27 protein-coding genes and 1 riboswitch are annotated in these 25,341 nt (G+C 68.4%); of the genes, 13 read left to right on the top strand and 14 right to left on the bottom strand.

All coding sequences use genetic code 11. The features are described from left to right. The coding region (locus RJ1_RS21545) for a CoA-acylating methylmalonate-semialdehyde dehydrogenase (RefSeq protein WP_255284895.1) at positions 1 to 1,532 on the bottom strand (1,532 nt) is incomplete at its 3' end. A gap of 135 nt (positions 1,533 to 1,667) precedes the next feature. Between RJ1_RS21545 and RJ1_RS21540 the strand changes: the two genes are divergently transcribed. Then, entirely contained in the window at positions 1,668 to 3,275 is a 1,608-nt protein-coding gene (locus RJ1_RS21540; RefSeq protein ID WP_073363757.1) for a PucR family transcriptional regulator, read from the top strand. Positions 3,276 to 3,307: 32 nt separating this feature from the next. On the opposite strand, the gene RJ1_RS21535 is transcribed toward RJ1_RS21540, so the two are convergent. After that, complete coding sequence (locus RJ1_RS21535; RefSeq protein WP_083400730.1) at positions 3,308 to 3,832, bottom strand: Lrp/AsnC family transcriptional regulator; 525 nt, start codon at positions 3,830 to 3,832, stop codon at positions 3,308 to 3,310. 102 nt (positions 3,833 to 3,934) lie between these two features. Here RJ1_RS21535 and ald point away from each other — a divergent pair, with 102 nt between their 5' ends. Next, positions 3,935 to 5,041 (top strand): alanine dehydrogenase, encoded by a 1,107-nt coding sequence (ald, locus tag RJ1_RS21530; RefSeq protein WP_073363753.1) that lies wholly within the window; start codon positions 3,935 to 3,937, stop codon positions 5,039 to 5,041. Between the two features lie 7 nt (positions 5,042 to 5,048). On the opposite strand, the gene RJ1_RS21525 is transcribed toward ald, so the two are convergent. Next, on the bottom strand, positions 5,049 to 5,738 hold the full coding sequence (locus RJ1_RS21525; RefSeq protein ID WP_073363751.1) for a ZIP family metal transporter: 690 nt from the start codon (positions 5,736 to 5,738) through the stop codon (positions 5,049 to 5,051). A gap of 46 nt (positions 5,739 to 5,784) precedes the next feature. On the opposite strand from RJ1_RS21525, the gene RJ1_RS21520 reads away from it, so the two are divergent. Then, positions 5,785 to 6,666: a 5-oxoprolinase subunit C family protein gene (locus RJ1_RS21520; RefSeq protein ID WP_073363750.1), complete on the top strand. Its 882-nt coding sequence runs from the start codon at positions 5,785 to 5,787 to the stop codon at positions 6,664 to 6,666. Positions 6,667 to 6,678: 12 nt separating this feature from the next. Here RJ1_RS21520 and rlmB read toward each other — a convergent pair whose 3' ends face one another. The 5 genes from rlmB to carD are packed head-to-tail and all read right to left on the bottom strand — an operon-like array spanning position 6,679 to position 10,714. Then, a complete protein-coding gene (gene rlmB, locus RJ1_RS21515; protein WP_073363748.1) occupies positions 6,679 to 7,647 on the bottom strand; it encodes a 23S rRNA (guanosine(2251)-2'-O)-methyltransferase RlmB in 969 nt (322 codons plus the stop codon). A gap of 2 nt (positions 7,648 to 7,649) precedes the next feature. Continuing rightward, positions 7,650 to 9,044, bottom strand: coding sequence for a cysteine--tRNA ligase (gene cysS / locus RJ1_RS21510; protein WP_073363746.1), 1,395 nt, complete (start codon positions 9,042 to 9,044; stop codon positions 7,650 to 7,652). 11 nt (positions 9,045 to 9,055) lie between these two features. Further along, positions 9,056 to 9,532, bottom strand: a complete 477-nt coding sequence (gene ispF / locus RJ1_RS21505; RefSeq protein WP_009477526.1) for a 2-C-methyl-D-erythritol 2,4-cyclodiphosphate synthase — start codon at positions 9,530 to 9,532, stop codon at positions 9,056 to 9,058. Next, positions 9,532 to 10,212, bottom strand: a complete 681-nt coding sequence (ispD, locus tag RJ1_RS21500) for a 2-C-methyl-D-erythritol 4-phosphate cytidylyltransferase (protein WP_073363745.1) — start codon at positions 10,210 to 10,212, stop codon at positions 9,532 to 9,534. Before ispD ends, ispF begins: the two co-directional genes overlap by 1 nt. A 13-nt stretch (positions 10,213 to 10,225) precedes the next feature. Continuing rightward, the gene (gene carD / locus RJ1_RS21495; protein WP_005262216.1) at positions 10,226 to 10,714 is read right to left on the bottom strand and encodes an RNA polymerase-binding transcription factor CarD; all 489 of its coding nucleotides are present in this window, start codon (positions 10,712 to 10,714) and stop codon (positions 10,226 to 10,228) included. Between the two features lie 263 nt (positions 10,715 to 10,977). Between carD and RJ1_RS21490 the strand changes: the two genes are divergently transcribed. Both RJ1_RS21490 and radA read left to right on the top strand, forming a co-directional pair. Further along, on the top strand, positions 10,978 to 11,610 hold the full coding sequence (locus RJ1_RS21490) for a copper chaperone PCu(A)C domain-containing protein (protein ID WP_073363743.1): 633 nt from the start codon (positions 10,978 to 10,980) through the stop codon (positions 11,608 to 11,610). Positions 11,611 to 11,657: 47 nt separating this feature from the next. Next, a complete protein-coding gene (radA, locus tag RJ1_RS21485) occupies positions 11,658 to 13,040 on the top strand; it encodes a DNA repair protein RadA (protein ID WP_073363741.1) in 1,383 nt (460 codons plus the stop codon). A 33-nt stretch (positions 13,041 to 13,073) separates the two neighbouring features. On the opposite strand, the gene RJ1_RS21480 is transcribed toward radA, so the two are convergent. Further along, positions 13,074 to 13,637, bottom strand: coding sequence for a PaaI family thioesterase (locus RJ1_RS21480; RefSeq protein ID WP_073363739.1), 564 nt, complete (start codon positions 13,635 to 13,637; stop codon positions 13,074 to 13,076). 85 nt (positions 13,638 to 13,722) lie between these two features. Here RJ1_RS21480 and disA point away from each other — a divergent pair, with 85 nt between their 5' ends. Continuing rightward, a complete protein-coding gene (disA, locus tag RJ1_RS21475; protein WP_073363738.1) occupies positions 13,723 to 14,808 on the top strand; it encodes a DNA integrity scanning diadenylate cyclase DisA in 1,086 nt (361 codons plus the stop codon). Here disA and RJ1_RS21470 read toward each other — a convergent pair. Both RJ1_RS21470 and RJ1_RS21465 read right to left on the bottom strand, forming a co-directional pair. Continuing rightward, entirely contained in the window at positions 14,805 to 15,635 is an 831-nt protein-coding gene (locus tag RJ1_RS21470) for an HpcH/HpaI aldolase/citrate lyase family protein (protein ID WP_073363736.1), read from the bottom strand. The genes disA and RJ1_RS21470 overlap by 4 nt on opposite strands. An 11-nt stretch (positions 15,636 to 15,646) precedes the next feature. Further along, positions 15,647 to 16,366, bottom strand: a complete 720-nt coding sequence (locus RJ1_RS21465; RefSeq protein WP_073363734.1) for a FadR/GntR family transcriptional regulator — start codon at positions 16,364 to 16,366, stop codon at positions 15,647 to 15,649. A gap of 219 nt (positions 16,367 to 16,585) precedes the next feature. On the opposite strand from RJ1_RS21465, the gene RJ1_RS21460 reads away from it, so the two are divergent. Genes RJ1_RS21460 through RJ1_RS21450 form a run of 3 tightly spaced genes read left to right on the top strand, consistent with a single transcriptional unit; the run spans position 16,586 to position 20,454 of the window. Further along, a complete protein-coding gene (locus RJ1_RS21460; RefSeq protein WP_073363732.1) occupies positions 16,586 to 18,034 on the top strand; it encodes an aspartate ammonia-lyase in 1,449 nt (482 codons plus the stop codon). Continuing rightward, on the top strand, positions 18,031 to 19,476 hold the full coding sequence (locus tag RJ1_RS21455; RefSeq protein WP_073363730.1) for an amino acid permease: 1,446 nt from the start codon (positions 18,031 to 18,033) through the stop codon (positions 19,474 to 19,476). Before RJ1_RS21460 ends, RJ1_RS21455 begins: the two co-directional genes overlap by 4 nt. 15 nt (positions 19,477 to 19,491) lie before the next feature. After that, the gene (locus tag RJ1_RS21450; protein ID WP_073363728.1) at positions 19,492 to 20,454 is read left to right on the top strand and encodes an asparaginase; all 963 of its coding nucleotides are present in this window, start codon (positions 19,492 to 19,494) and stop codon (positions 20,452 to 20,454) included. Here RJ1_RS21450 and RJ1_RS21445 read toward each other — a convergent pair. Both RJ1_RS21445 and RJ1_RS21440 read right to left on the bottom strand, forming a co-directional pair. Then, entirely contained in the window at positions 20,447 to 21,190 is a 744-nt protein-coding gene (locus RJ1_RS21445; RefSeq protein ID WP_073363726.1) for a hypothetical protein, read from the bottom strand. The genes RJ1_RS21450 and RJ1_RS21445 overlap by 8 nt on opposite strands. A gap of 59 nt (positions 21,191 to 21,249) precedes the next feature. Continuing rightward, positions 21,250 to 21,876: a carbonic anhydrase gene (locus tag RJ1_RS21440; protein WP_073363724.1), complete on the bottom strand. Its 627-nt coding sequence runs from the start codon at positions 21,874 to 21,876 to the stop codon at positions 21,250 to 21,252. A gap of 100 nt (positions 21,877 to 21,976) precedes the next feature. On the opposite strand from RJ1_RS21440, the gene RJ1_RS21435 reads away from it, so the two are divergent. Next, positions 21,977 to 22,855: an HhH-GPD family protein gene (locus RJ1_RS21435; RefSeq protein WP_073363722.1), complete on the top strand. Its 879-nt coding sequence runs from the start codon at positions 21,977 to 21,979 to the stop codon at positions 22,853 to 22,855. A gap of 187 nt (positions 22,856 to 23,042) precedes the next feature. On the opposite strand, the gene RJ1_RS21430 is transcribed toward RJ1_RS21435, so the two are convergent. Beyond that, positions 23,043 to 23,798, bottom strand: coding sequence for an alpha/beta fold hydrolase (locus RJ1_RS21430; protein ID WP_073363720.1), 756 nt, complete (start codon positions 23,796 to 23,798; stop codon positions 23,043 to 23,045). Between the two features lie 32 nt (positions 23,799 to 23,830). Between RJ1_RS21430 and RJ1_RS21425 the strand changes: the two genes are divergently transcribed. The 3 genes from RJ1_RS21425 (at position 23,831) to RJ1_RS21415 (ending at position 25,331) form a co-directional block, all read left to right on the top strand. Continuing rightward, on the top strand, positions 23,831 to 24,145 hold the full coding sequence (locus tag RJ1_RS21425; protein ID WP_073363718.1) for an antibiotic biosynthesis monooxygenase family protein: 315 nt from the start codon (positions 23,831 to 23,833) through the stop codon (positions 24,143 to 24,145). Between the two features lie 50 nt (positions 24,146 to 24,195). After that, a riboswitch (cobalamin riboswitch) is annotated at positions 24,196 to 24,328 on the top strand. A gap of 23 nt (positions 24,329 to 24,351) precedes the next feature. After that, positions 24,352 to 24,546, top strand: a complete 195-nt coding sequence (locus RJ1_RS21420) for a CbtB domain-containing protein (RefSeq protein WP_005244930.1) — start codon at positions 24,352 to 24,354, stop codon at positions 24,544 to 24,546. Beyond that, a complete protein-coding gene (locus RJ1_RS21415; protein WP_073363716.1) occupies positions 24,537 to 25,331 on the top strand; it encodes a CbtA family protein in 795 nt (264 codons plus the stop codon). The genes RJ1_RS21420 and RJ1_RS21415 overlap by 10 nt, the downstream gene beginning before the upstream one ends. Positions 25,332 to 25,341: the final 10 nt, after the last annotated feature.

Here is a 25,341-nt window from a genome sequence, read left to right as displayed (position 1 = left end):
CCGCCGTGGCTGGGGTCGAGCCAGCGGGTGGTGACGACCTTGCCGCGGGTGAAGAAGTGGACGCCCTCGGTGCCGTGCGCGTGGCTGTCACCGAAGAGGGAGTTCTTCCAGCCGCCGAAGCTGTAGTACGCCATGGGGACGGGGATGGGGACGTTGATGCCGACCATGCCGACCTCGACCTCGTTCTGGAACCGGCGGGCGGCGCCGCCGTCGTTGGTGAAGATGGCGGTGCCGTTGCCGAACTGGCTGGAGTTCACCAATTCCAGGGCCTCGTCGTACGTCTCGACGCGGATCACGGACAGGACGGGTCCGAAGATTTCGTCGGTGTAGACGCTCATGTCGGTGGTGACGTGGTCGATCAGGGTCGGTCCGAGCCAGAACCCGTCCTTGCCGCCGTCGGCCTGGACGGTCCGGCCGTCGACGACGATGGTGGCCCCGTCGTTTTCGCCGGCGTCGATGTAGGAGGCGACCTTGTCGCGGTGCACCTTCGTCACCAGCGGGCCCATGTCGGAGTCCTTGGTGCCGTCGCCGATCTTGAGCGTGTCGGTGCGGTCCTTGATCTTGGCGACCAGTTCGTCGGCGATGTCGCCGACCGCGACCAGGGCGGAGATCGCCATGCAGCGTTCGCCGGCGGACCCGAAGCCGGCGTTGACCATGGCATCGGCGGCCAGGTCGAGGTCGGCGTCGGGCAGGACGATGGCGTGGTTCTTCGCCCCGCCCAGTGCCTGGACGCGTTTGCCGTGGGCGGTGCCGGTGGCGTAGACGTACTGCGCGATGGGGGTGGACCCGACGAAGCTGATGGCCTTGATCGCCGGGTTCGTGAGGAGTTCGTCGACGGCGGTCTTGTCGCCCTGGAGGACGTTGAACACCCCGGCCGGGAGGCCGGCTTCGGCCCAGAGTTCGGCCATCCAGATCGCGGCGGTCGGGTCCTTCTCGCTGGGCTTGAGGACGACGGTGTTGCCGGCGGCGATGGCGATGGGGAAGAACCACATCGGGACCATGGCGGGGAAGTTGAACGGGGAGATGATGCCGACCGGGCCGACGGGCTGCCGGATGGAGGAGACGTCGACGTTGGTGGACGCGTTTTCGGTCATGCCGCCCTTGAGCAGGTGGGGCATGCCGCAGGCGAATTCGACGACTTCCTGGCCGCGGCTGACCTCACCCAATGCGTCGGAGACGACCTTGCCGTGTTCGGAGGTGATGATCTCCGCGAGTTCACCCTTGCGCTCGTTGAGCAGTTCCCGGAACTTGAACACGATGGCGGAACGCTTGGCGAGGGAGGTGTCGCGCCAGGCGGGGAACGCGGCCGCTGCGGCGTCGATGACGACGCGGGCGTCCTCGACGCTGGCCAACGCGACCTGACCGGTCACGGCACCGGTTGCCGGGTTCGTCACTGGGGCGCTGTTGCCACTGGTGCCGGTGAACCTCTTGTTGTCGAACCAGTGCGAGATGGTCCGGCCTTCGGCGGAGTGCGAGATGGTCCGGCCTTCGGCGGAGTGCGAGATCGTCCGGGCGGCGTCGCTGTGTGTCATGAAGTCGATTCCTTACGAGAGAGCCGATACGCGGGAACTCCGCGCGAAGTGCGATGCCTTCACTCTGGTCCGCGTAACACCTCCCGGAGCCCGACGATCTGTCAATCAATCCGGTCGCTGTTTTACACTGCGTAAATGCAGCCCACCATCGTGGACATCCTGGCGCTTCCGGTCGTCCGGTCCGGACTGCCCGAGGTGATCGGCGGCGGACCGCTCGACAGGCCGGTGCGGTGGGTGCACGTCAGCGATCTTCCCGACCTGTCGAACCTCCTGCAGGGCGGCGAACTCGTCCTCACCACGGGCCAACCCCTCGCCGAAAACCCCACCTCTTACCTGGAAGGCCTCGCCACGGCGGGTGCAGCCGGTCTCGTCGTCGAACTCGGCGTCCACGTCGACGCCGTGCCGGACGGGGTAGCGCACGCCGCCGACAGGCTGTCGTTCCCCGTCATCGCACTGCACCGCCAGATTCGGTTCGTCGAGGTCACCGAGGAAGTACACCGGTCGATCGTCGCGGAGCAGTACGACGAGGTCGCCTTCGCGCGGCACGCCCATGAGGTCTTCACCGACCTGAGCATGAAGCGGGCGTCGCTCGGCGAGATCGTCGACGCCGCGGCCGGCATGCTCGGCGCACCGATCGTCCTCGAAGATCTCAACCGGCAGGTGCTGGCCGTCGCGGCGCAGGGAACGGCGGCGGCGGACCTCCTCGCCGAATGGGAACGCCGGTCCCGGCTGACCCCCGTGTCGCACCAGACCGCCGTCGACGGCCCGGAGTCGTGGACCACCACGCCCGTCGGCGCCCATCGGCAGGAATGGGGACGGCTCGTCGCCCCGCGCCCGGTCGCCGCCGAGGGTCGGGCGCGGATGACCCTCGAGCGTGCCGCGCAGGCGCTCGCACTGAACCGGATGGTCGAGCAGGACCGGACCGCGCTCGAGCAGCAGGCCCAGAGCGGACTGATCGACGAACTCCGGCGCGGACGCATCCAGGACGAAGCCGAGGCGACCGCCCGAGCCCACGCACTCGGCCTCCGCCCGGCCCTCACCTACCTGCCGATGACCGTGCGGGTCAGCGAAACCGCCAACGCCGACCAGGTTCTGGCGCAGCGACGCCGAGTACAGATGCTGGACGCCGTCCGTCACGCGGTCCGGACGTCGCGGCAGACGGCCCTCACCGCGAACCGGCGCGCCGGCCAGATCGACCTGCTGCTGTCCCACCCGCCGGCGTCCACACCCGACGCGCTCCACGAACTGTGCGCGGCGATACGTGCCGCGCTCACTCGACTCGACGGCGTCCTGCACGCCGCCATCGGCGTCGGTCCCGAATCGACCCGGTTGCTGGACGCCGCCGGCGGCCTGGCGGAATCCGCTCACATCGCCGAGGTCGCGCTGTCGCTGCCACCGGGCGACAAGGTCTTTCACCGTGCGGCCGACATCCGGTTGCGCGGTCTGCTCGCCCTCATCCGCACCGATCCGCGGGTGCAGGCCTTCGCGGAGACCGAACTCCGCGGACTGCTGGAACATGGGGCGCGCCACGGCGGCGACAACTTCGACGTCCTCCGCAAGTTCCTCGAACTCGGCGGCAACAAGACGGAACTCGCGAAGCAACTCCACCTGTCGAGGCCCACGCTGTACGCGAAGCTCGCGACGATCCAGCGACTGCTCGGCGTCGACCTCGACGACGCCGAGTCCCGGACGTCGCTGCACACGGCCATGCTGATCCTCGATCTGCGCCTCCGCCGCCCGTGAGTACTTGTTAACCGCCCGCGGTTAACAAGTACTCACGGGGCGGAGCCACCACGAGGCCGGACATGCTCGAAGATGAGGATCGTCTCGGTCGAGGCCACCGCCGGGTGGGCGCTCAGGTGGTCGAGAACGAAGCGCCGCAACTCCTCGCTGCTCGACGTCGCCACGTGGATGAGATAGTCGTCCGCGCCCGCGATGAAGTACACGTTCAGCACCTGCTCCAGCAGGGCGAGCTGCTGCGACAACTTGCCCAGGTGCTGTCTTGCGCTGGCCTGCACGCGAACTGCGATCATCGCCTGCAGATCGCGCCCCAGAGTCGCCGGATCGATGTCGGCGTGGAATCCGCGGATGACGCCGCGTTCGACCAGTGAGCGCACCCGGCCGAGGCACGTCGACGGCGCAATTCCCGCCATCGCGGCCAGCGCATTGTTCGGCGTCCGCGCGTCCCGGGACAACTGATCGAGCAGAATCCGGTCAACGTCGTCGAGGTGGACGGCGGGCCGAACATCCTTCGGTGTGAGCCGCCCCACAGTGAGTGCTTCCGAATAGTCGCGAGCCATGACCCCCATGATAGAGAATTATCTTCACAACTGTTGGCATGGAGGATCGCTTTCTTCACCATTGGTGCCTACCAATCGAATTTCCAACAGCACGGAGTTCTCATGAAGATCGGCATCCCCCGCGAAATCAAGAACCACGAGTACCGCGTGGCCATCAGCCCCGCCGGTGTCCACGAACTCAGCGAACGCGGACACGAAGTGATCATCGAATCCGGCGCAGGCCTCGGGTCGTCCTTCACGGATGAGGACTTCAAAGCGGCCGGCGCCCAGATCCTCTCGTCCGCCGTTGCGGTGTGGGGTTCGGCCGAGCTGCTCCTGAAGGTCAAAGAGCCCATCGCCGAGGAATATTCACGACTGCGCAAGGACCAGGTACTGTTCACCTACCTGCACCTCGCCGCCTCCAAGGACTGCACCGACGCCCTGCTCGCATCGAGGACCACCTCCATCGCCTACGAGACCGTCACCGCCGCCGACGGCTCCCTCCCGCTGCTCGCACCGATGAGCGAGGTCGCCGGACGACTCGCCCCGCAGGCCGGCGCGTACCACCTGATGCGTCAGGGCGGCGGCCGCGGCGTCCTCATGGGCGGCGTCCCCGGCGTGCGCCCCGCCAAGGTCGTCGTCATCGGCGCCGGCGTCTCCGGCAAGAACGCGATCGCCGTCGCCCACGGCATGCACGCCGACGTCACCGTCCTCGACCTGTCCATCGCCCGCCTGCGGGAGATCGACGCCCTCTACCAGGGCCAGGTCAAGACCATCACCTCCAACACCCTCGAACTCGAGCAGGCAGTCCTCGACGCCGACCTGGTCATCGGCGCCGTCCTCGTACCCGGCGCGAAGGCCCCCACCCTCGTCTCCAACAACCTCGTCTCGCGGATGAAGCCCGGTTCGGTACTCGTCGACATCGCCATCGACCAGGGCGGATGCTTCGAGGACTCGCGGCCCACCACGCACGCCGAACCCACCTACCAGGTCCACGACTCGGTGTTCTACTGCGTCGCGAACATGCCCGGCGCCGTTCCCCGCACCTCCACCTACGCGCTCACCAACGCCACCCTCCCCTACGTCGTCGCCCTCGCCGACAAGGGCTGGAAGGACGCCACCGCGACCGTCCCCGGCCTCGCCGAGGGACTGAGCACGCACGACGGAGAGCTGCTGTCCGCGGAAGTTGCTGCCGCGCACGGCTACACGGTCGCGACGCTGCCCGCCTGAGCGACCGCTACGCGCCGAGCCCGAACGCGACGAGGAACCCGAGCGCGGTCGACAGCCCGACCCACCACCCGCCCTCCCGGTAGGCCTCGGGCATCAACGAGTCGGCGAGCACGGCGATCGTCGCGCCACCGGCAAAAGCCTGGACCGTCGCGATGGCGCTGTCGGAGATCGTGTCGGACACGGCGTCGGCGGCGATCACCACCAGCACCAGCAGGACGGCGGTGGCCGTCCACACCGACAGGGCGCGGCCGCGGCTGAAATGCGGCTGCGACCGCATGGACGCCGCACCCGCGACCGCTTCCGGCACGTTCCCGACCGCCACGGCGACGAGCAGGACCACCCCGCCCGCGCTACTGATCGTCACCCCGAGGGCGGTGTTCTCGGGGACGCCGTCGAGGAGCGCGCCGAGCATCAACGCCCAGCCCAGAGCGGCCGCACCGAGTTTCTGCTCGATGAGCCGGTCGGCGACGACGTAGACGAGCGCCCCGGCGAACAGGGCCGCGCCCGCCGTCCAGATCCCCTCGGTCTCGAACGCGGGCTGGAACAACTCGGTGGACACGGCGGCCACCATCGTTCCCGCACCGAATGCCATGAGAGCCGCGAGGACCGGCCGCGGCAGGTCGTAGCGCAGCCCGATGACGGCACCGATCAGCAGGGGCAGGGCGGTGCCGAGGCCGTAGAGAGTCGCGGTCAACATGGTCGAGAGCGTATCCAGAGACCGGTGGATGCGGGACAATCGAACGATGGCTTGGCTCGAGGTCGTGCGCACAGGACCGTTCACCACCGTGCAGGATCGTGGTCGCCCCGGTTACGCGTCGATCGGCGTCGGCGAGTCGGGCGCCGCCGACAGAGACGCGCACGACAGCGCAAACAGGTTGGTGGGCAACACCTCCGACGCAGCCACACTGGAGGTCACGCTCGGCGGGCTCGCGGTGCGCGCGGCCGGAACCGTCAGCGTCGCCGTCACGGGCGCCCGCAACCCCGTCACCGTCAATTCCAAATCCCGCCCCGACTACACGATGCTGCACCTCAACGCCGGCGACCTTCTGGAGATCGCGTTCGCGTCGGAGGGTCTCCGCAGTTACCTCGCCGTCCGCGGGGGTTTCGACGTGCCCGCGGTGATGGGGAGCCGTTCCACCGACACGCTGTCGGGGATCGGCCCCGATCCCGTCGCGGAGGGCGATCGGCTGCTGGTGGGTGCGGACGCAGGCGACTGGCCGGCGGACGAGATCATCCCCCCGCCCGTCACGCCCGAGGATCCGTTGACGATGCGCGTCCGGCTCGGACCGCGGGACGACTGGTTCACCCCCGCATCCGTCGACGCCCTGCTCCGCGAGACGTGGACGGTCAGCTCCGACACCAACCGGGTGGGCGCGCGCCTCGAGGGTCCGGGGGCGCTGCACCGATCCGTGAGAGACGAGATGCCGAGCGAGGCCATGGTCGCGGGCGCACTGCAGGTGCCCCCGAACGGTCAGCCCATCCTGTTTCTCGCCGACCACCCGGTGACGGGCGGCTACCCGGTGATCGCCGTGGTCGCCGAGGCCGACCTGCCGACGGCCGCACAATTGCGGCCCGGACACCGGGTCCGGTTCCACCGCGCGGTGGCGGCGCCGATCCCGAGGTGAGGGCGGCGGGACCTAGCTCCGGCGACGACGGGCGATGTCGGCGAGCACGACACCCGCGGCAACGGACGCGTTGAGCGATTCGACGGGGCCTGCCATCGGGATGCTGAGGATGGCGTCGCAGTTCTCGCGGACGAGACGCGACAGCCCCTTGCCCTCCGAGCCGACCACGACGACCACCGGACCGCTGCCGTCGAACTCGTCGAGCGTGGTGTCGCCACCCGCGTCGAGGCCGACCACCTGAACACCCTTGGACGCCCAATCCTTCAGCGTGCGAGTGAGATTGGTTGCGCGGGCGATCGGCAGACGCGCTGCGGCGCCGGCACTGGTGCGCCACGCCACCGCCGTGACCGACGCACTGCGACGCTCGGGGATGACCACGCCGTGCCCACCGAACGCGGCCACCGAACGCACGACGGCACCGAGGTTGCGGGGGTCGGTGATGTTGTCGAGCGCCACGAGCAGCGGCGCCTCCTGATGCTTGCGCGCTTCGGCGATCAGGTCGTCGGGGTGCGCGTAGCGGTACGGCGGCACCTGCAACGCGATGCCCTGGTGCATGCCGTTGGCGCTGAGCCTGTCGAGATCGGTCCGGGGAACCTCGAGAATGGAGATGCCTGCGTCGGCCGCACGCTGGACGGATTCCTTCAGGCGGTCGTCGCTCTCGGTCCCGACCGCGACGTACAGGGCGGTCGCGGGGACACCGGCACGCAGGCACTCCACGACGGGGTTACGCCCCAGCACGTTCTCGGGACCGTCGAGAACCTTGCGACCTGCGGTCTGACGACCGCGGCCGGGCTGCTTCTCGGCGTCGCGTGCCGTGCGGGCGGCACGCTTGGCGGCGGGGTGCTTGGTGCGGGCCTCCGCGGGCGGCGTGGCACCGCGCCCTTCCAGCCCCTTGCGGCGCTGGCCGCCGGAACCGGCGACCTGCCCCTTCTTCGTACCGGCCTTGCGGATGGCTCCGCGCCTACTCGAATTTCCAGCCATTACTACTGTCCTGCCTTGAGAGACCACTCGGGCCCGTTGGGGGTATCGGTGACCTCGATGCCCGCCCGGATGAGACGGTCACGCACCTCGTCGGCCACAGCCCAGTTCTTCTCGGCGCGGGCACTCTGCCTGCGCTCGAGTTCGGCCCGGACCAGAACGTCCAGGGCATCGGTTGCCGCGGACGCATCCGCGGTCTCCTGAGTCCAATGCTCGTCCAGCGGGTCAACGCCGAGGATCGACAGCATGGCCCGAACCTGCGACGCGATCGCTCGCGCACCGTCGAGATCTCCGCCGTCGAGCGCGATGTTGCCCTCGCGGACCTTGCCGTGCACCTCGGCGAGCGCGGCCGGGACGGCGAGGTCGTCGTCGAGCGCCCGCGCGAACGCCTCCGTCCAGCGACCGATCGGCACCTCACCGGCCCGCTCCTGCGTGCGGAGAACGAACGATTCGATGCGCCGGTACGCGGCGGCACCCTCGTCGAGCGCGGTGTCGGAGTACTCGAGCATCGACCGGTAGTGGGCGCTGCCCAGGTAGTACCGAAGTTCTTGCGGTCGAACCTTTTTCAGCACGTTCGGCACGGACAGAACGTTGCCGAGCGACTTCGACATCTTCTCGCCACCCATGGTGACCCAGCCGTTGTGCAACCAGTACTGCGCGAAGGCGTCGCCCGAGCACTTGGCCTGCGCGATCTCGTTCTCGTGATGCGGGAACACCAGGTCCAGGCCACCGCAGTGGATGTCGAACGCCGCCCCGAGATAGAACTCGGCCATCGCGGAGCACTCGAGGTGCCAGCCCGGCCGGCCGCGGCCCCACGGCGTCGGCCACGACGGCTCACCCGGCTTCTCCGCCTTCCACAGCGTGAAGTCGCGGGGATCGCGCTTGCATTCCCCGGCGCTCTCGCCCTGGTGCACGTCGTCGAGTTTGTGCCCGGACAGGCTGCCGTACTGGGGGTAGCTGCGGACGTCGAAGTAGACGTCACCGCCTGCCGCGTACGCGTGGCCGTTGTCGATGAGGCGCTGCATCATCTCGACCATCTGCGTGATGTGCCCGGTGGCCCGCGGTTCGACGGACGGCGGCAGCACACCGAGTTGCTGGTACGCCCACGTGAACGCCCGCTCGAACGTGGCGGCCCACTCCCACCACGGCCTGCCTGCCTCGGCGGCCTTGTTCAGGATCTTGTCTTCGATGTCGGTGACGTTGCGGACGAACGCCACGTCGTAGTCGTGGGCGAGCAACCAGCGCCGCAGCACGTCGAATGCGACGCCGCTGCGTACGTGACCGATATGGGGGTCGCCCTGCACCGTGGCGCCACACAGGTACACCGATGCGTGTCCGGGGGCCAGCGGAACGAAGTCACGCAAGGCCCGCGTCTCGGTGTCGAATAGGCGCAGGGTCACGACCAGCGATCCTACCTGGCGCTTCGACCGGGAATGACCAACGCGGTGGCCATGGCGGCGATCCCCTCGCCCCGACCGGTGAGGCCGAGCCCGTCCGTGGTGGTCGCAGACACCGAAACCGGCGCGCCCAGGATGTCGCTCAGCACCTTCTGGGCCTCGTTTCGGCGGGGGCCGATCTTCGGGCGGTTCCCGATCACCTGGACCGCGGCGTTGGCGACGTCGAAGTCGTCCTCTTCGAGGAGTCGGCGCACTTCCGCGAGCATCGCGGCGCCGCTCACCCCGGACCACTCGGGCCGCCCGGTTCCGAAGACGGAGCCGAGGTCACCGAGTCCGGCGGCGGAGAGCAGAGCGTCACACAGGGCGTGAACGGCCACGTCACCGTCGGAATGACCCGCACAGCCGTTCTCGTCCTCGAACAGCAGGCCGGCCATCCAGCACGGCCGTCCCTGCTCGATCGGGTGGACGTCCGTCCCGATTCCGACTCGCACTAGTGCGCTCCCTCTTCCACCAGCGCGCGGGCCAGCAGGAGGTCCAGCGGGGTGGTGATCTTGAATGCTGTGGGTTCTCCGACGATGCTGCGGACCCGTTCGCCGAGCCGCTCCACGAGTCCGGCGTCGTCGGTGGCGATGCCGTCGGCGGCGTCGTAGGCGCGCCGGAGCAGGTCCGCGGTGAAGCCCTGCGGAGTCTGCACGGCGCGCAGTTCGGACCGTTCGGGGGTGCCGGTGACCGCGCCGAGAACGTCGACGGTCTTGATGGTGTCCGTCACGGGGAGGACGGGGATGACCGCGTTGCGTCCGCACCGGAGCTCGGCAACCACTCGGGAAATGAGCGACGGCGGCGTGAGCGCACGGGCTGCGTCGTGCACCAGCACATAGTCGGCATCGTCGGCGGCTGCGAGTCCGGCCCGGACCGAATCGGTCCGCTCGCTTCCACCGGCCACGACGGTGACGTTCCCTGGGAGGAGGGTCCGCGTCGACTCGACGAGCTCCTCCGGAACTATGACGACGACGCGGTCGACAGCCCCCGACTGCAGGAGCCCGTCGACCGCGCGTGCAAGCATGGTCGTCCCGCCCAGATCAACGAATGCCTTGGGCGTGTTTTCGCCCAAACGCACTCCCTGACCTGCGGCGGGAACCAGCGCGACTACAGGACCTTTTCCCTCGGCCACTGATCGCGACTGTCTAGGACGCGGCCGCGAGGACCTCGTCGAGGATGGTCTCGGCCTTGTCGCTGTCGGTACCTTCGGCCAGTGCGAGCTCGCCGACAAGAATCTGCCGTGCCTTCGCGAGCATGCGCTTCTCTCCCGCGGACAGACCGCGGTCCTGCTCACGACGCCACAGGTCACGAACGACCTCGGCGACCTTGTTGACGTCACCTGACGCGAGCTTTTCGAGATTCGCCTTGTAGCGGCGTGACCAGTTGGTGGGCTCTTCGGTGTGCGGTGCCCGCAGTACCTGGAAGACCTTGTCGAGACCTTCCTGGCCGACGACGTCGCGTACGCCTACGTACTCTGCGTTGTCTGCGGGAACCCGTACGGTGAGATCGCCCTGAGCAACCTTGAGAACGAGATATTCCTTCTGCTCACCCTTGATGGTGCGGGTTTCAATAGCTTCGATCAGCGCCGCACCGTGATGGGGGTATACGACGGTGTCTCCGACCTTAAAAATCATCTGTCCCGTGCCCCTTTCGATCATCCGAGTTTAACACGTGTCCGGATCCAGGTCGCATCAACGGTGCAGGTCAGGGGCATCGTTGCCTGACCGTAGGGGTTGACAGGGCTTCTGATACGTGCATTCCGGACACCCCGATCGGGCGGTTCTCCAGCGCCGAAACCGCACGCAGACAACCATTGTGACTACCCAGCGAGCAGGCCACGCGGGCGAACTACTACTCTGCCTAGTTGAAGTGCGAACCTGACACCGGAGGACAACTCGTGACTGCTCTCGACAAGTCGACTCGCCGAGTCGCTACCGCCGTCGCTCTCGCTGCCGGCGCAGCCCTCGTGCTGTCCGCATGCAGTGCGGGCCAGATCACCCAGACGTCGAGTCAGGTCGCCGCAGTCAACGGCAACAGCGCGAACCTCGATTCGATCGCCCTGCGCAACGTGCACGTGGTCTACCCCAACTCCGCCGAGTACAGCCTCGAGCCGGGCGGCAACGCCGTCCTCGCGTTCACCGCGATCAACAACAACGAAGACACCCCGGACAAGCTGACCCGGATCAGCACCGACTTCGCACAGTCCGTCACCCTCGGCGACAAGACGGGCGGACTGGAGATCGCGCCGCAGACCGCGCTCGTCGCCGGCCTGCCGGGCGAGGACGCCGCCGAGAGCGCCGAGGCCACGGGTCAGACGGACGAGAACGCCGACGCCCCGACCGACGTCGTCCTCGTCACACTGAACAACCTCAAGGAAGGCGTCCGCCCGGGCCTCACCTTCCCCGTCACGTTCGCGTTCGAGAAGGCCGGCGACGTCACCGTGTCCGTTCCCGTCGACGCGGGCCACGAGACCGAGCGCCACGTGTCCGACAAGTCGGCGGGCACCGAAGCCGAGGGCGGCGGACACTAGGCAGCCGGATCGGGTTCGCTGTCGGACCCGATATCTAGGCTGGCCCGGTGGCCAAACTCAAGTCCAGCTTCCGTTGCTCGTCGTGCCAGTGCACGGTTCCCAAATGGGTCGGCCGGTGCCCCGAGTGCGGTAGCTGGGGATCGATGGACGAGGCCCCGATCGTGGCGGCGGTCGCGAGCCGCCCCGGCGCCTCCCTCGCGAAAGCCGGAGCGGGAGCGGTACTTCCGTCCACCCCCGCCACTCCGATCACGCGGATCGACAGCACGTCCACCCGCGCCAAGCCCACCGGCATCGACGAACTCGACCGGGTTCTCGGCGGCGGCGTCGTGCCCGGTTCCGTCGTCCTCCTCGCCGGTGAACCCGGCGTCGGCAAGTCCACTCTGCTCCTCGAGGTCGTCCACCAGTGGGCCCGGCGCGGCCCGGACGACCGGTCCCTCTACGTCACCGGTGAGGAATCCGCCGGGCAGGTGCGGCTCCGGGCCGACCGCACCGGCGCCGTCCACGAGCGCGTCTACCTCGCCGCCGAATCCGATCTGGCGACCATCCTCGGACACGTCGAGCAGGTGCGTCCCACCTTGCTGATCGTCGACTCCGTGCAGACCATGCTCGCCGCGGACGTCGACGGCGTGGTCGGCGGCGTCACCCAGGTGAAGGCCGTCACCAGCGCCCTCACGTCCCTCGCGAAGGCCAGCGGCGTGCCGGTGCTCCTCATCGGCCACGTCACCAAGGACGGCGCGGTCGCAGGTCCGCGGTCGCTCGAGCACCTCGTCGACGTGGTGCTGCACTTCGAGGGCGACAAACACTCCACGCTGCGGATGGTGCGCGGCGTCAAGAACCGTTTCGGCGCCGCCGACGAGGTCGGCTGCTTCGAACTGCGCGAAGACGGCATCGCCGGCATCAGCGACCCGTCCGGACTGTTCCTCCACCACCGCGCCGAGGCCGTCCCCGGAACCGCCGTCACCGTCATGATGGACGGCAAGCGGCCCCTCCTGGGCGAGGTGCAGGCCCTCGTGGCCGCCACCTCCATGCCGGCACCCCGGCGCGCCGTCAGCGGCCTCGACAGTGCCCGCGTCGCCATGGTCCTGGCCGTGCTCGACCGCCGGTGCGGCGTGCAGATCGCGAAACACGACGTCTACGCGGCCACCGTCGGCGGCATGCGGATGACCGAACCGTCCGCCGATCTGGCGCTGGCCCTCGCCGTCGCGTCGGCCGCCCGGGACAAGCCTGTTCCGGACGGGATCGTGATCCTCGGCGAGGTCGGGCTGGCCGGCGAGGTGCGGCGGGTTCCCGGCGTCGGACGCCGGCTCGCGGAGGCGTACCGCCTCGGATTCACCCGCGCCATCGTGCCCCTCGACTCCGGGGCGGGACCGAAGGGGATGAAGGTCACCGAGGTCGGGAACCTCGGCGGCGCCATAGCGTCGCTGCGGTGACGGGCAGATCGGCAAGCGTCGCTGCGGTGACGCTCAGATCGACGAGGTGCCGAACGGCCGCTCCGGAACGCCGTCCACGTAATCCTTGGTCTTCTCGAAGTGCGCGGCCGTGACGGTGAGGAACAACCCCCGCGACGTCGCCACCACCACGTCGGGGTCGGCCGTCGGTCCCTCGACGATGCGCGCCTCGGCGCTCGTGTACACCTTGCGGCGGATGGTGCCGTCGATCCGGGCGTGGAATTCGAGAACGGACCCCAGCGGGATCGGCCGGGCGAAGTCGATCTCGAGATGACCCGTGACCACCGGACCGTCGACGGAGGCGCGGCAGGCCATGCCCTGCGCCTCGTCGAACGCCGTCGAGAGGATGCCGCCGTGGATCACTCCCGGACCGCCCTGGTAGCGGGTGGCCACCTCGAGCCGCCCCCACACGTCGAGAGCCCGGCCGGCCGTGAAGCTCATGGACATGCCCGCGGGCGACTGGTCGCCGCACCCGAAGCACCGGGACCAGTGCTGTGGCACCGGCTGACCTGCGGCGGGAAAGCTGTCGACCAGCTCCGGAAGGGTCAGGTCGTCGGGCAAAGTCCAGGTACCACTCATGGATAGGTAATCTAAACGCGGGTCCGCACGTGTTTACACGACGGTCCCCGACAAGTGACGTCTACCTCAGCGGGAGTATTGCGCGATGAACGATGCCGAGTCGTCGTCTGCGCTGCGCGAAACGATTGCCCGGCTGGCTCCCGGAACGGCACTTCGCGACGGCCTGGAACGCATTCTGCGCGGTCGCACGGGTGCGCTGATCGTCCTCGGCTACGACGAGCAGATGGAAGAGATCTGCGACGGCGGCTTCGAGCTCGACGTGGAGTTCGCCCCCACCCGCCTGCGTGAGCTGTCGAAGATGGACGGCGCCGTCGTCCTGTCCACCGACGGCTCCCGCATCGTGCGGGCCAACGTGCAGCTCGTTCCCGACCACAAGATCCCGACCGTCGAGTCCGGCACACGCCACCGCGCGGCCGAGCGGACGGCTATGCAGACCGGCTACCCGGTGGTGTCGGTGAGCCAGTCGATGAGCATCGTCAGCGTGTACGTCGGCGGCATCCGGCACGTCATCGACGGTTCCGCCACGATCCTGTCGCGCGCCAATCAGGCGGTGGCCACCCTCGAGCGGTACAAGGCGCGGCTCGACGAGGTGACCCGGCAGCTGTCGGTGGTGGAGATCGAGGATTTCGTCACCCTCCGCGACGCGCTGACCGTGGTGCAGCGACTGGAGATGGTGCGCCGGGTGTCCGTCGAGATCGAGCAGGACGTACTCGAACTCGGTACGGACGGGCGTCAGCTCGCACTGCAGCTCGAGGAACTCGTCGGCGACAACGACGTGGCGCGGGAACTCATCGTGCGCGACTACCTGGCGGGCACCGGCCCGGCGCCCGCCGAAGACGTCGAGAAGTCTCTCACCGCGCTCGACCGCATCACGGACGCAGACCTTCTCGACCTCACGACGTTGGCCCGGGCGTTCGGGTACCCGGGCACCATCGAGGCTCTCGAGGCGCCGATGAGTCCCCGCGGCTACCGGGTGCTCACCCGCGTTCCGCGGTTGCAGTTCAACCAGATTCACCGATTGGTCGGCTCGTTCGGGACGCTGCAGTCACTGCTGGCCGCGACGGCCGCCGACCTGCAGTCGGTGGAGGGCATCGGCGGGCTGTGGGCCCGGCACATCCGCGAGGGACTGTCCCGGCTCGCCGAGACGTCGATCTCCGGGCCGTACGACTAGTACGACAGCCGCAGCGCGTCCAGCCGGGTGCGAATGGTCAGCGCCCGCGCGAGTTGCGGACGGTCGCTGCCACTTCGGACACCCGCACCGTCGACACCCAGCCGGTCGATCACCTCGTCGGCCCATGCCGCGTCGGCGGCCGACGGGCTCAACTCGCGGTTGACGTCGCCGGTGTGCGCGGCCTTCATGCAGAGCTTGCCGGACATCCCCATCGACCGCGTGACGGCCAGAGCCTCGACCCGGGTGTCGTGATCGTCTGCCAGCGTGGGTCCGTCGATCGGTGCCGCGATTCCGGCGGCGCCGCTCGCGACGACGAGGCGTCCCCGGGCGTACGCGAGTGCGTCCGGTTCCGCGCCGGCGCCCGTGTCGCGCCGGAAATCGCCACTGCCGAACGCCAGTCGCAGCGTAGCGGGTTCGGACGCGATCTCGTATGCGAACTCGATTCCACGCGCGGACTCGACGAGCGCCAGCACGGGAACGGACGCACCGAGCCGGGCGGACGTGTCCCGGACCTGTTGCCCGGATTCACTTTTCGCCAGCATGACGCCCTGCAGTCCGGGAAGTCCCCGGAGCGCGTCCACGTCGGCCGACCAGTCCTCGGTGGTCGCGGCATTGATCCGGACCCACGCAGCGCCGTCACCCGACAGCCACTCGGCGACGGACCGCCGGGCATCGGGTCGTTCGGCGGTGACGACGCCGTCCTCGAGGTCGAGGATGACGGCGTCGGCGTCACTCCGGTCGGCGAGGTCGAAATCCTCGGTCCGCGAGGCAGAGACCAGTAGCCACGACCTCGCGTACCGAGCGTCGAGGGGAATCGCTGTGAGAATGGTTTTCTTCCTTACTGTCGATCATCCGGATCGGCTTCTCCGACCACGGATTCCAGTGCGACGCGGACGGCATCCAGATGTTCGGCCATGGCGTGGGCCGCCTTGTCGTAGCTTCGGGAGGCGATGCCGTCGACGATCCGGTCGTGCTCGTCGTTCGAGTTCTGCTGACGCCCCGCGACCAGGTTCAGCGTTTCGGACTGCCGGGTGAGGGCCTCGCGGATGTCGACGATCACGGATTCGAACACGCGGTTTCCGCTCGTCCGGGCGATCAGCGCATGGAACTGCGCGTCCAGGGAGACCCAGACGAGCGGGTCGTCCTCGTCCCGCATCTGGTCGACCAGGCCGCGCAGGGCGGCCAGGTCTTCCTCGGTGTGCCGCTGCGCCGCCCAGCCGGCGGCGGGAATCTCCACGTGCGGTCGGGCCTCGACGAGTTCGTTCGCCGCGTAGTTCCCGAAGTCGAGGTCGCGGGCGATCGAATCGCTGACGACGAAGGTGCCGAGCCCCGACTTCGTCTCCGTGAGTCCGAGCGCATGGCAGGACCGCAGGGCCTCCCGGATCACCGACCGGCTGACCCCGTGCCGGGCCGCGAGGGACGCTTCGGAGGGAAGTCGTTCGCCGACCGTCAGCTCGCCGGACGTGATCGCGTCACGAAGGTCCGCGAGGACCGCCTCCGCGGCACTGACCCGCGCCGTGACGGGGCGCCTGGCTGCCCAGCTGTCTGACAGGTTCATGTGGACATTCTGCTCACGCCCCGGCGACAACGTCAATACGAGACGCCGGCGGGGGTTGACGCCTGCGAGTGAGCGCGGTAACAATTGCACCTGTCTGACAGCCTGGCAGGTGGATAGCCGGGTGGCTCGACCGAGAAACTACCCTCTCGAGCAGCAGACTCCACCCACCGCATCCGTGCAGAGCAACGGCTCGCGCGAATCCCCGTGAGGAATGATCAAGTGCTCGAAACGCGAACAGAACACGATCTGCTCGGCGACCGCCAAGTGCCTGCGGATTCCTATTGGGGAATCCACACGCTGCGGGCCGTGGAGAACTTCCCCATCACCGGCCGGCCGATCTCCACCAACCCGTATCTGATTCGCGGGCTCGCCTACGTCAAGTGGGCCGCGGCAACCGCCAACGAGAAACTCGGGATCCTCGATCACCGCCGAGCCGACGCGATCGGGCAGGCGTGCCGGGAGATCGCCGACGGCCGCTGGCACGAGCAGTTCGTCGTCGACGTCATCCAGGGCGGCGCCGGGACGTCGACCAACATGAACGCCAACGAGGTGATCGCCAACCGGGCACTCGAGATCCTCGGCCACGGGCGCGGCGAGTACGGCGAACTCCATCCCAACGAGCACGTGAACCTCAGCCAGTCGACCAACGACGTCTACCCCACCGCGGTCAACATCGCGACGATCTTCGCGATCGACGACCTGCTGGACGCGATGCGCGTCCTGCAGGAGGCCTTCGCGACCAAGGCGGTCGAGTTCGCCGACACCGTGAAGATGGGGCGCACCCAACTCCAGGACGCGGTGCCGATGACGCTCGGCCAGGAATTCGCCACGTACTCGGTGATGATCGACGAGGACCGCACCCGCCTCGACGAGGCCGCTCTCCTCGTCCACGAGATCAATCTCGGCGCCACCGCGATCGGCACAGGCCTGAACGCACCGGCCGGCTACGCCGAGGCAGCGTGCGACACGCTGCGGGAACTCACCGGATTCCCCCTCGTCCTGGCCACGGACCTGGTCGAGGCAACACAGGACGTCGGTCAGTTCGTCCACCTCTCGGGCGTGCTCAAGCGGATCGCGGTCAAGTTGTCGAAGGTGTGCAACGACCTCCGCCTGCTGTCGTCGGGGCCGCGCGCGGGCCTGAACGAGATCAATCTCCCACCGGTACAAGCCGGTTCGTCGATCATGCCCGGCAAGGTCAACCCCGTCATCCCCGAAGTCCTCAACCAGGTGGCCTACGAGGTCATCGGCAACGACGTCACCATCACGATGGCCGCCGAATCCGGGCAGCTCCAGCTCAACGCGTTCGAGCCGATCATCGTGCACTCCCTGTCCGAGGGGATGCGCCACCTCGGTGCCGCCTGCCGGATCCTCGCCGACCGCTGCGTACTCGGCATCACCGCCAACACCGACCTCCTGCGTGCCCGGGTCGAGGATTCCATCGGACTCGTCACCGCGCTCAACCCGTACATCGGGTACACCGCGTCGACCCGGATCGCGCAAGAAGCTCTGATCTCCGGCCGCCGGGTCGCCGACCTCGTGATCGAGGCGGGCCTGCTCGACCGCGAAGAACTCGACCGGCTCCTCAGCCCCGAGCACCTCGCCAATCTGAGAGCGTCCGGTGCGGAGCGCAGGACACCCGTCACCGCGGCCGCGGAGGTGGTCTCGTGACGATCGAGAAGGACGACACCTCCGGCGCGGACATCTTCGTCGAGGAAGACCTCGGCTACCGGAAAGCGCTCGGCCCGCGACAGATCCAGATGATCGCGATCGGCGGTGCAATCGGAACCGGACTGTTCATGGGTGCGGGCGGCCGCCTCCAGCAGGCCGGCCCGGCGCTCGTCCTCGTCTATGCGCTGTGCGGGTTCTTCGCCTTTCTGATTCTGCGGGCTCTGGGCGAACTGGTGATGCATCGACCCACTTCCGGGTCGTTCGTCTCGTACTCGCGGGAGTTCTTCGGCGAGAAGATGGCATTCGCCGCGGGCTGGCTGTACTGGATGAACTGGGCGATGACGGCGGTCGTCGACGTCACCGCCGTCGCGCTGTACATGAACTTCTTCAAGAAGTACTGGGCACCGCTCGGGAACGTCGAGCAATGGGTATTCGCCCTGGCCGCAGTCGTGCTCGTCCTCGGGCTGAACCTCGTGTCCGTCAAGGTGTTCGGTGAACTGGAGTTCTGGTTCGCGCTCATCAAGGTCGTCGCCCTGGCCGCGTTCCTCGGCTTCGGCATCTACTTCGTGCTGTTCGGAACGCCGATCGAAGGCCACTCCTCGGGCTTCAGCATGATCACCGACAACGGCGGACTGTTCCCCAACGGAATCCTGCCCGCCGTCGTGGTGATCCAGGGCGTCGTCTTCGCCTACGCGTCGATCGAACTCGTGGGAACCACTGCAGGCGAGACGAAGAACCCGCAGAAGGTCATCCCGAAGGCGATCAACACGGTCATCATCCGGATCCTCGTCTTCTACGTCGGATCCGTCCTGCTGCTGTCGCTGCTGCTCCCCTACACCGAGTACCACGCCGGCGAGAGCCCGTTCGTCACGTTCTTCGGCTCCATCAATGTGCAGGGCGCCGACGCGATCATGAATCTCGTGGTGCTCACGGCCGCGCTGTCCTCACTCAACGCGGGCCTGTACTCCACCGGCCGAATTCTGCACTCGATGGCCATGGCCGGATCGGCGCCCTCGTTCGCGGCCCGGATGAACAAGTCCGGAGTCCCGTACGGCGGCATCGCCCTCACCGGATTCGTCATCCTGCTCGGGGTCGGACTCAACGCCGTCGTTCCCGCGCAGGCATTCGAGATCGTCCTCAACCTCGCCGCACTCGGAATCATCAGCGCCTGGGCCGTGATCGTGTTGTGCCAGTTGAAACTCTGGAAACTCTCGAAGGAAGGGAAACTCGCCCGGCCCGGATTCCGGATGTTCGGCGCCCCCTACACCGGACTCCTGACCCTGGTCTTCCTCGGGTGCGTCGTCATACTGATGGCATTCGATCACCCCGTCGGAACCTGGACAGTCGGATCGATCGCGATCATCGCCCCGCTGCTGGTGATCGGCTGGTACGGCGCGAGGAACCGCATCCGCACCCTCGCCTCGGACCGCCCCACCGCGTAGCAAGAAAGGACAACAGTGCCGAAAGTCGCCGTCGTCACCACCGGAGGCACGATCGCCAGCAGGCGGGACGGGCACGGTGTCAGCAGACCCGTGGTCGCGGGCCCGGACCTGCTGGGCAGTGCAGGGACCGGAACGGAACTCCGCGTCGTCGATCTGATGTCGAAGGACAGTTCGAGCATCACATTCGCCGACATGGACCGGGTCCGCGACGCCGTCACCGCGGAACTGGGCGATCCCGATCTCGACGCGGTGGTCGTGCTCCACGGAACCGACACCATGGAGGAGACCGCGTACCTGGTCGACCTCCACCACGACGACCCGCGGCCGGTGGTCTTCACGGGCGCGCAGCGCACGTTCGACCACCCGGAGTCCGACGCGCCGGCCAACCTGGCCGACGCGATCGCCGTGGGAGCGAACCCCGCCCTGCGCGGCGCGGGTGTCCTGATCGCGTTCGGCGGTGCCCTTCACCGGGCGTCGGGCACGCGCAAGACGGACACGACGGCGCTCGACGCGTTCCGTTCGGTCCGGCCGGCCGGTGACATCCCACCGCGACGTCTCGATCCGCTGCCGTGGCATCCGATCTCCGGAACACGCGTCGACATCGTCGCCGCCTATCCGGGAGCGGACCGCGTCCAGATCGACGCGTGCCGGGCCGCCGGTGCCCGGGGACTGGTGCTCGACTGTCTCGGGTCCGGGAACGCGAACGCCGCCGTCGTCGAGGCCGTCCGGGACTGCGTGTCCGCCGGGATTCCCGTCGTGGTCACCACGCGGGTGCCCCACGGTCCGACCTCACCGTCGTACGGCGGCGGGGGTGGCGGGCACGACCTCGTCTCGGCGGGCGCTTTGTTCTCCACCGATCTCAGGTCGGGTCAGGCCCGCATCCTTCTCGCGGCGCTGCTCGCCGCCCCCGACGTCAGTGACCTCGACAAGGAGTTCGACCGACGCTCCCGCATCGACGCCGCACCGCGGATCAGCTGAGGTTGAACGGCTCGGGCGCGCTGCGGAGCTGACCGAGCTGGCCCACCACGGTGTACGCACCGGGCCCCACCGGATCGCGCTGGGGTTCCGGTTGCGTCAGGCAGTCGGGGGCAGACGTCTTGGCCGACCACTTCACGGTGAACTGGGCCTGCTCGCCGGGGGCGAGGGTGCGCACATCGGCCGCCGACTGCGGAAAGCAGTCGATGTTGGACCACAGGCGCACGGCGCCGTCGATCGTGTAGACGAGGACCTGCTGCAGGCTGCTGCCCAGATCGCGTTCACACGCCGCGGTACCGATGTTGGTGACGACCGTGGTGAAACTGGGCTCCTCACCTGCCAGGTACGTCGGCTTGTCGGCGGCCACCTTGATGGCCAGCGACTGGTCCGGGCACTGTCCCGCCGCAACCGGCTGGCCGCTGGGAGCCGAACTGCTCGAGGCGCCGCTGCTGGACGAACCGGACGTGCCCGAGGACTCCGCGCCGGCGGCTGCGGCGCCACCGCCGCCACCGCCCGGCCCACCACTGGACGTCGACGAACCCGACGCCGTCGGGGAAATCGACACGGGTGTGGTCAGCGACGAACTCGCTGCCGCCGGATCCGTCTCGGAGTCACCACCACCACGTAGCGAGTTGATCAACCACACCACGAGCAGCAACACGACGATGGCGCCGCCGATCGCCAGCGCCCTGCGGCGCCAGTAAATCTCGGGGGGCAACGGTCCATTCGGTTCCAGCACGACGTCAACGGTAGTTCGGCGTCGCGCGGCAGCGGCTCTTCGGGTGCGGCGTGTCGCGGTCAGTCCGTGAGCTCACCGATGTCCCCGACGGCGCCCTGCAGGTGAGTCCGGCCGTCGGACAGCTTGTACGTGACACCCGCGATGGCGCACGCCCCGCTCTCCACCTTCTCCGCGATGATGCGCGACCGCTGCATGAGCAGCGCCCCGGTCTCCACCACGTGGCGGCCTTCGAGTTCGTCGACGGTGGTGAGGCCCTCACGGCGTCCCATGAGGATCGACGGCGCGACACGTTCCACGATGCTGCGGATGAACCCGGGCGGCACATTGCCCTCGTCGAGGGCGTCGAGCGTCGCCTTGACGGCACCGCAGCTGTCGTGACCGAGCACGACGATGAGCGGCACGTTCAGCACGCCGACGGCGTACTCGATGGACCCGAGCACGGCATCGTCGATCACGTGCCCCGCGGTACGCACGACGAACATGTCGCCGAGCCCCTGGTCGAAGATGATCTCGGCGGCGACGCGGGAGTCTCCGCATCCGAACAGGACGGCCGTGGGGTGCTGGCCGCCGACGAGCTTCGCGCGATCGGCGACGCCCTGGCTGGGATGGAGCGAGGTGCCGCTCACGAATCGGTCGTTACCCTGTCGAAGGGCCTTCCACGCGGACACCGGGTTGGAATTAGGCATGGGATCATTGTGCACCGGGCGTGTCGCACCGTCGCGACGGGAATGTGTCGACCGCGGAAATTCTGTTTCCCCCGTGAACGAAGGGACTTGTGAGGACGAAGTGGCCGTTGACTCCTCCGCGCTGATCAGCTGGTACGAGGTACAGGCCCGGGATCTGCCGTGGCGCCGCGACGGCGTGACGGCCTGGCACATCCTGATGAGCGAGATCATGCTGCAGCAGACGCCCGTCGTCCGGGTGGCCCCGATCTGGGAGGAATGGGTGCAGCGCTGGCCCGTCCCGTCCCGGATGGCCGCGTCGAGTCAGGCCGACGTGCTCCGCGCGTGGGGCAAGCTCGGCTACCCGCGTCGAGCAATGCGCCTCCACGAGTGCGCCGGCGTGCTGGCCGCCGAGCACGGCGACGTCGTGCCCGACGACGTCGACACCCTCCTCGGGCTGCCCGGCATCGGCGCGTACACCGCGCGGGCCGTCGCGTGCTTCGCCTACGGACAGCGGGTGCCGGTCGTCGACACCAACGTTCGCCGGGTGGTCGCCCGGGCCGTGCACGGAAACGCCGAGCCTGGGAACCCGTCGACCACCCGCGACCTCGCCGACGTGTCGACGCTCCTGCCCCGCACCCGCGCGCGGGCCGCGACGTTCTCCGCCGCCCTGATGGAACTCGGCGCCACCGTCTGCACCGCCCGGACACCCGGCTGCGAACTCTGCCCCCTGCCGTCCTGCGCCTGGGTCGACGCCGGACGTCCCGCGCACACCGGCGAACGCCGCAAGGTCCAGAAGTTCGCCGGGACCGACCGTCAGGTCCGCGGCAAGCTGATGGCCGTCCTCCGCGAGAGTTCCACCCCCGTCGAGCGGCTCCGCCTCGACCAGGTGTGGCTCGACGACCCCGGTCAACGCGACCGCGCCCTCCACTCACTGCTCGTCGACGGACTCGTCGAGCAGACTGACGACGGCCTCTTCGCCCTGGCCGGCGAGGGAAGCTGAGCGACGCCGCTCACTCCGCGCTCGGCTCTGTAACCAGACGGCGTTGGTTACTGCCCTTTTCGAGGGGAGCCACACCTTTCAGTGAGTCGGCCTGAGGACCCCGCACAGACGCCCACGGATTTGCCGGAAACCCACGCAATTGCGTCGGCAACCGACCAATGTCTGTGCGGCTGTGTGCGTAAACGGCTCAGCCGAGCCCGTCGAGGAATTCCTCGACGACCTTCCGGTACTGCTCCGGCTGGTCGTCGTGGATGAGGTGCCCGGCCTGCTCGATGCGGACGTAGTGGGCGCCGGCGTGCTGCTCCGCCATGGCCCGCATCTGACCGTCGGGGGTGATGGTGAACTCCCCCTCGATCAGGAGGGCCGGAACCGTGATCGACGCCCACTGGTCCCAGAAGTGCCTGCCGCCCCACTCCTCGGAGATGTCACGGAACGTGTCGACGTCGCCGTGCAGGTACCACCCGTCGGCGCGCTTGTCGAACGAATCCAGGAAGTACTGCCCGGCAACCGGACCGAAGAACTCGAACAGGTCTTCCCGCGTCGCGAACGGCTGCGGCCAGTTCGAGATCATCGCCGCCCAGTCCTGCGCGGTACGGCCGCGGAAGTCGGGTGCCATGTCTTCGAGCACGAGCGCCGCGACCTTCTCCGGGTACTGGGCCGCCAGGAACCAGGCGTGCAGGGCGCCCATCGAATGACCGATCACCACCCACGGCTCGGTGAAGGGGGCGAGCGCGGCGGCCAGGTCGTCGACAAACGCTTCGGTGGTCAATTCTGCAGGTGCGGGACGTCCGTGTCCGGCGGCGTCGAACGTGAAGACGTGGCCGTGCTCGCGGAGCCACGGCACCTGCCGCACCCACGTCCGGGAACTTCCCATCAGCCCGTGCAGCAGCAGAATCGGCTGCCCCGCCCCACCCTCGTCGTGCAACGCACTCTCACCCGCCACTCCTCCGACGCTAGCGGAGTAATCTCGCCCGCATGGCAGTGGTGAAGATCAACGCAATCGAAATCCCCGAGGGCGCGGGCCCCGAACTCGAGAAGCGCTTCGCAGCGCGCGCGCACGCCGTGGAGAACTCTCCCGGCTTCCTCGGATTCCAGCTCCTGCGTCCGGTGAAGGGCGAGAACCGCTACTTCGTCGTCACCCAGTGGGACAGCGAAGAGGCATTCGAGGCGTGGCGCGACGGTCCGGCCAGGGAAGCCCACGCGGGTGAGCGGAAGAAGCCGGTGGCGTCCGGTGCTTCGCTGCTCGAGTTCGAGGTCGTCCTCGACGTCGCGGCGGCGAACAAGAGCTGAGAGTCCGGCCGAGCGGGAGGATTGACACGACGGCCCGCCGGGTGCAAAAGTTCGCAGGACAAAGCGATGGTTCGGCAGGAATCCGGTGCAATCCCGGAGCGGTCGCGCCACTGTAAATCGGAGTAGTCCTTCACGGGAACCACCTCGACAGCCAGATACTGCGGCCATCGCCTGGACCTAGGGGACGCGAAATCCCAGGAGGAACTATGGCACTCGCCTACGCACCCGGCTCGTCGGTCGACACGACCCGTCTCGCCGTCATCTCTTTCGCGATCGTTCTGTTCGCGATGCTCGCTCTCTACCTCGTGGGATTCGACCAGGGCGCGATTTCGCGCAGTGGCATGTACATGCACGAACTGATGCATGACGGGCGCCACCTCCTGGGTCTGCCATGCCACTGACCGATTCCTTCACGAAACTCCTCATCCGCGGTCTGCTCGCCGGCCTCATCGCAGGCATCCTGGCCGGTGGCGTCGCGTTCGTCCTCGGTGAGTCGCACATCGACGCGGCCATCGCGATCGAGGAGTCGCACAGCGCCGAGGAAGCGCCGATCCACACGCACGACGCCACCGCGGCGGACGAGCCGGCCGGGCACTCGCACGACGAGGAAGATGCGCTGGTCAGCCGCGACGGACAGCGCTTCGGGCTGTTCCTCGCCACGTCCCTCGCGGGCCTCGCGCTGGGCGCGATCTTCGCCGTCGTCGCCCATTACGCACGCCGGGTGACCACGCTGTCGGGTCCGGTTCTCGGTCTGACGCTGGCGACTTTGGGCTGGTTGGCCATCGAGGCGGTGCCGTTCTTCAAGTACCCCGCCAACCCGCCGGCGGTCGGGGACCCGGAAACGATCAACCAGCGCACCTGGCTGTGGCTGGCCGCCGTCGTGCTGGGCCTGCTCGCGGTGGTGGCGTCCGTCTTCGCGGCGAAGGCCGTCGCGGCGCAGGAGTTCCTGTCGGTGCGGATCGCGGCGCCGGTTCTCGCCTTCCTCGTGGTGGTGACCGTCGGATACCTCGTGCTGCCCACCGTCAACGAGGTGGGCGACGACTTCCCCGCAGTGCTGCTGTGGCAGTTCCGCCTGTCGTCCCTCGCGACGCAGGCCACGTTGTGGCTGGTTCTCGGACTGGTCTTCGCGTTCCTCACGGAGCGCACCACCCGGGCACAGGCACCCGCTTCGGCGAACGCCGCCTGACCCCCCTTTC

Origin of the sequence: Rhodococcus jostii NBRC 16295 (assembly GCF_001894825.1) — a bacterium.
GTDB classification, from domain to species: Bacteria; Actinomycetota; Actinomycetes; order Mycobacteriales; family Mycobacteriaceae; genus Rhodococcus_F; species Rhodococcus_F jostii.
The sequence above is the reverse complement of the archived record's forward strand: the minus strand, read 5'-3'. Positions and strand labels throughout refer to the sequence as shown.

Coding starts and splice junctions, on each gene's coding strand:
- RJ1_RS21540 (WP_073363757.1), top strand. CDS start 1,668: ATGCAGCCCACCATCGTGGACATCCTGGCGCTTCCGGTCGTCCGGTCC.
- RJ1_RS21535 (WP_083400730.1), bottom strand. CDS start 3,832: ATGGCTCGCGACTATTCGGAAGCACTCACTGTGGGGCGGCTCACACCG.
- ald (WP_073363753.1), top strand. CDS start 3,935: ATGAAGATCGGCATCCCCCGCGAAATCAAGAACCACGAGTACCGCGTG.
- RJ1_RS21525 (WP_073363751.1), bottom strand. CDS start 5,738: ATGTTGACCGCGACTCTCTACGGCCTCGGCACCGCCCTGCCCCTGCTG.
- RJ1_RS21520 (WP_073363750.1), top strand. CDS start 5,785: ATGGCTTGGCTCGAGGTCGTGCGCACAGGACCGTTCACCACCGTGCAG.
- rlmB (WP_073363748.1), bottom strand. CDS start 7,647: ATGGCTGGAAATTCGAGTAGGCGCGGAGCCATCCGCAAGGCCGGTACG.
- carD (WP_005262216.1), bottom strand. CDS start 10,714: ATGATTTTTAAGGTCGGAGACACCGTCGTATACCCCCATCACGGTGCG.
- RJ1_RS21480 (WP_073363739.1), bottom strand. CDS start 13,637: ATGAGTGGTACCTGGACTTTGCCCGACGACCTGACCCTTCCGGAGCTG.
- disA (WP_073363738.1), top strand. CDS start 13,723: ATGAACGATGCCGAGTCGTCGTCTGCGCTGCGCGAAACGATTGCCCGG.
- RJ1_RS21465 (WP_073363734.1), bottom strand. CDS start 16,366: ATGAACCTGTCAGACAGCTGGGCAGCCAGGCGCCCCGTCACGGCGCGG.
- RJ1_RS21440 (WP_073363724.1), bottom strand. CDS start 21,876: ATGCCTAATTCCAACCCGGTGTCCGCGTGGAAGGCCCTTCGACAGGGT.
- RJ1_RS21425 (WP_073363718.1), top strand. CDS start 23,831: ATGGCAGTGGTGAAGATCAACGCAATCGAAATCCCCGAGGGCGCGGGC.
- RJ1_RS21420 (WP_005244930.1), top strand. CDS start 24,352: ATGGCACTCGCCTACGCACCCGGCTCGTCGGTCGACACGACCCGTCTC.
- RJ1_RS21415 (WP_073363716.1), top strand. CDS start 24,537: ATGCCACTGACCGATTCCTTCACGAAACTCCTCATCCGCGGTCTGCTC.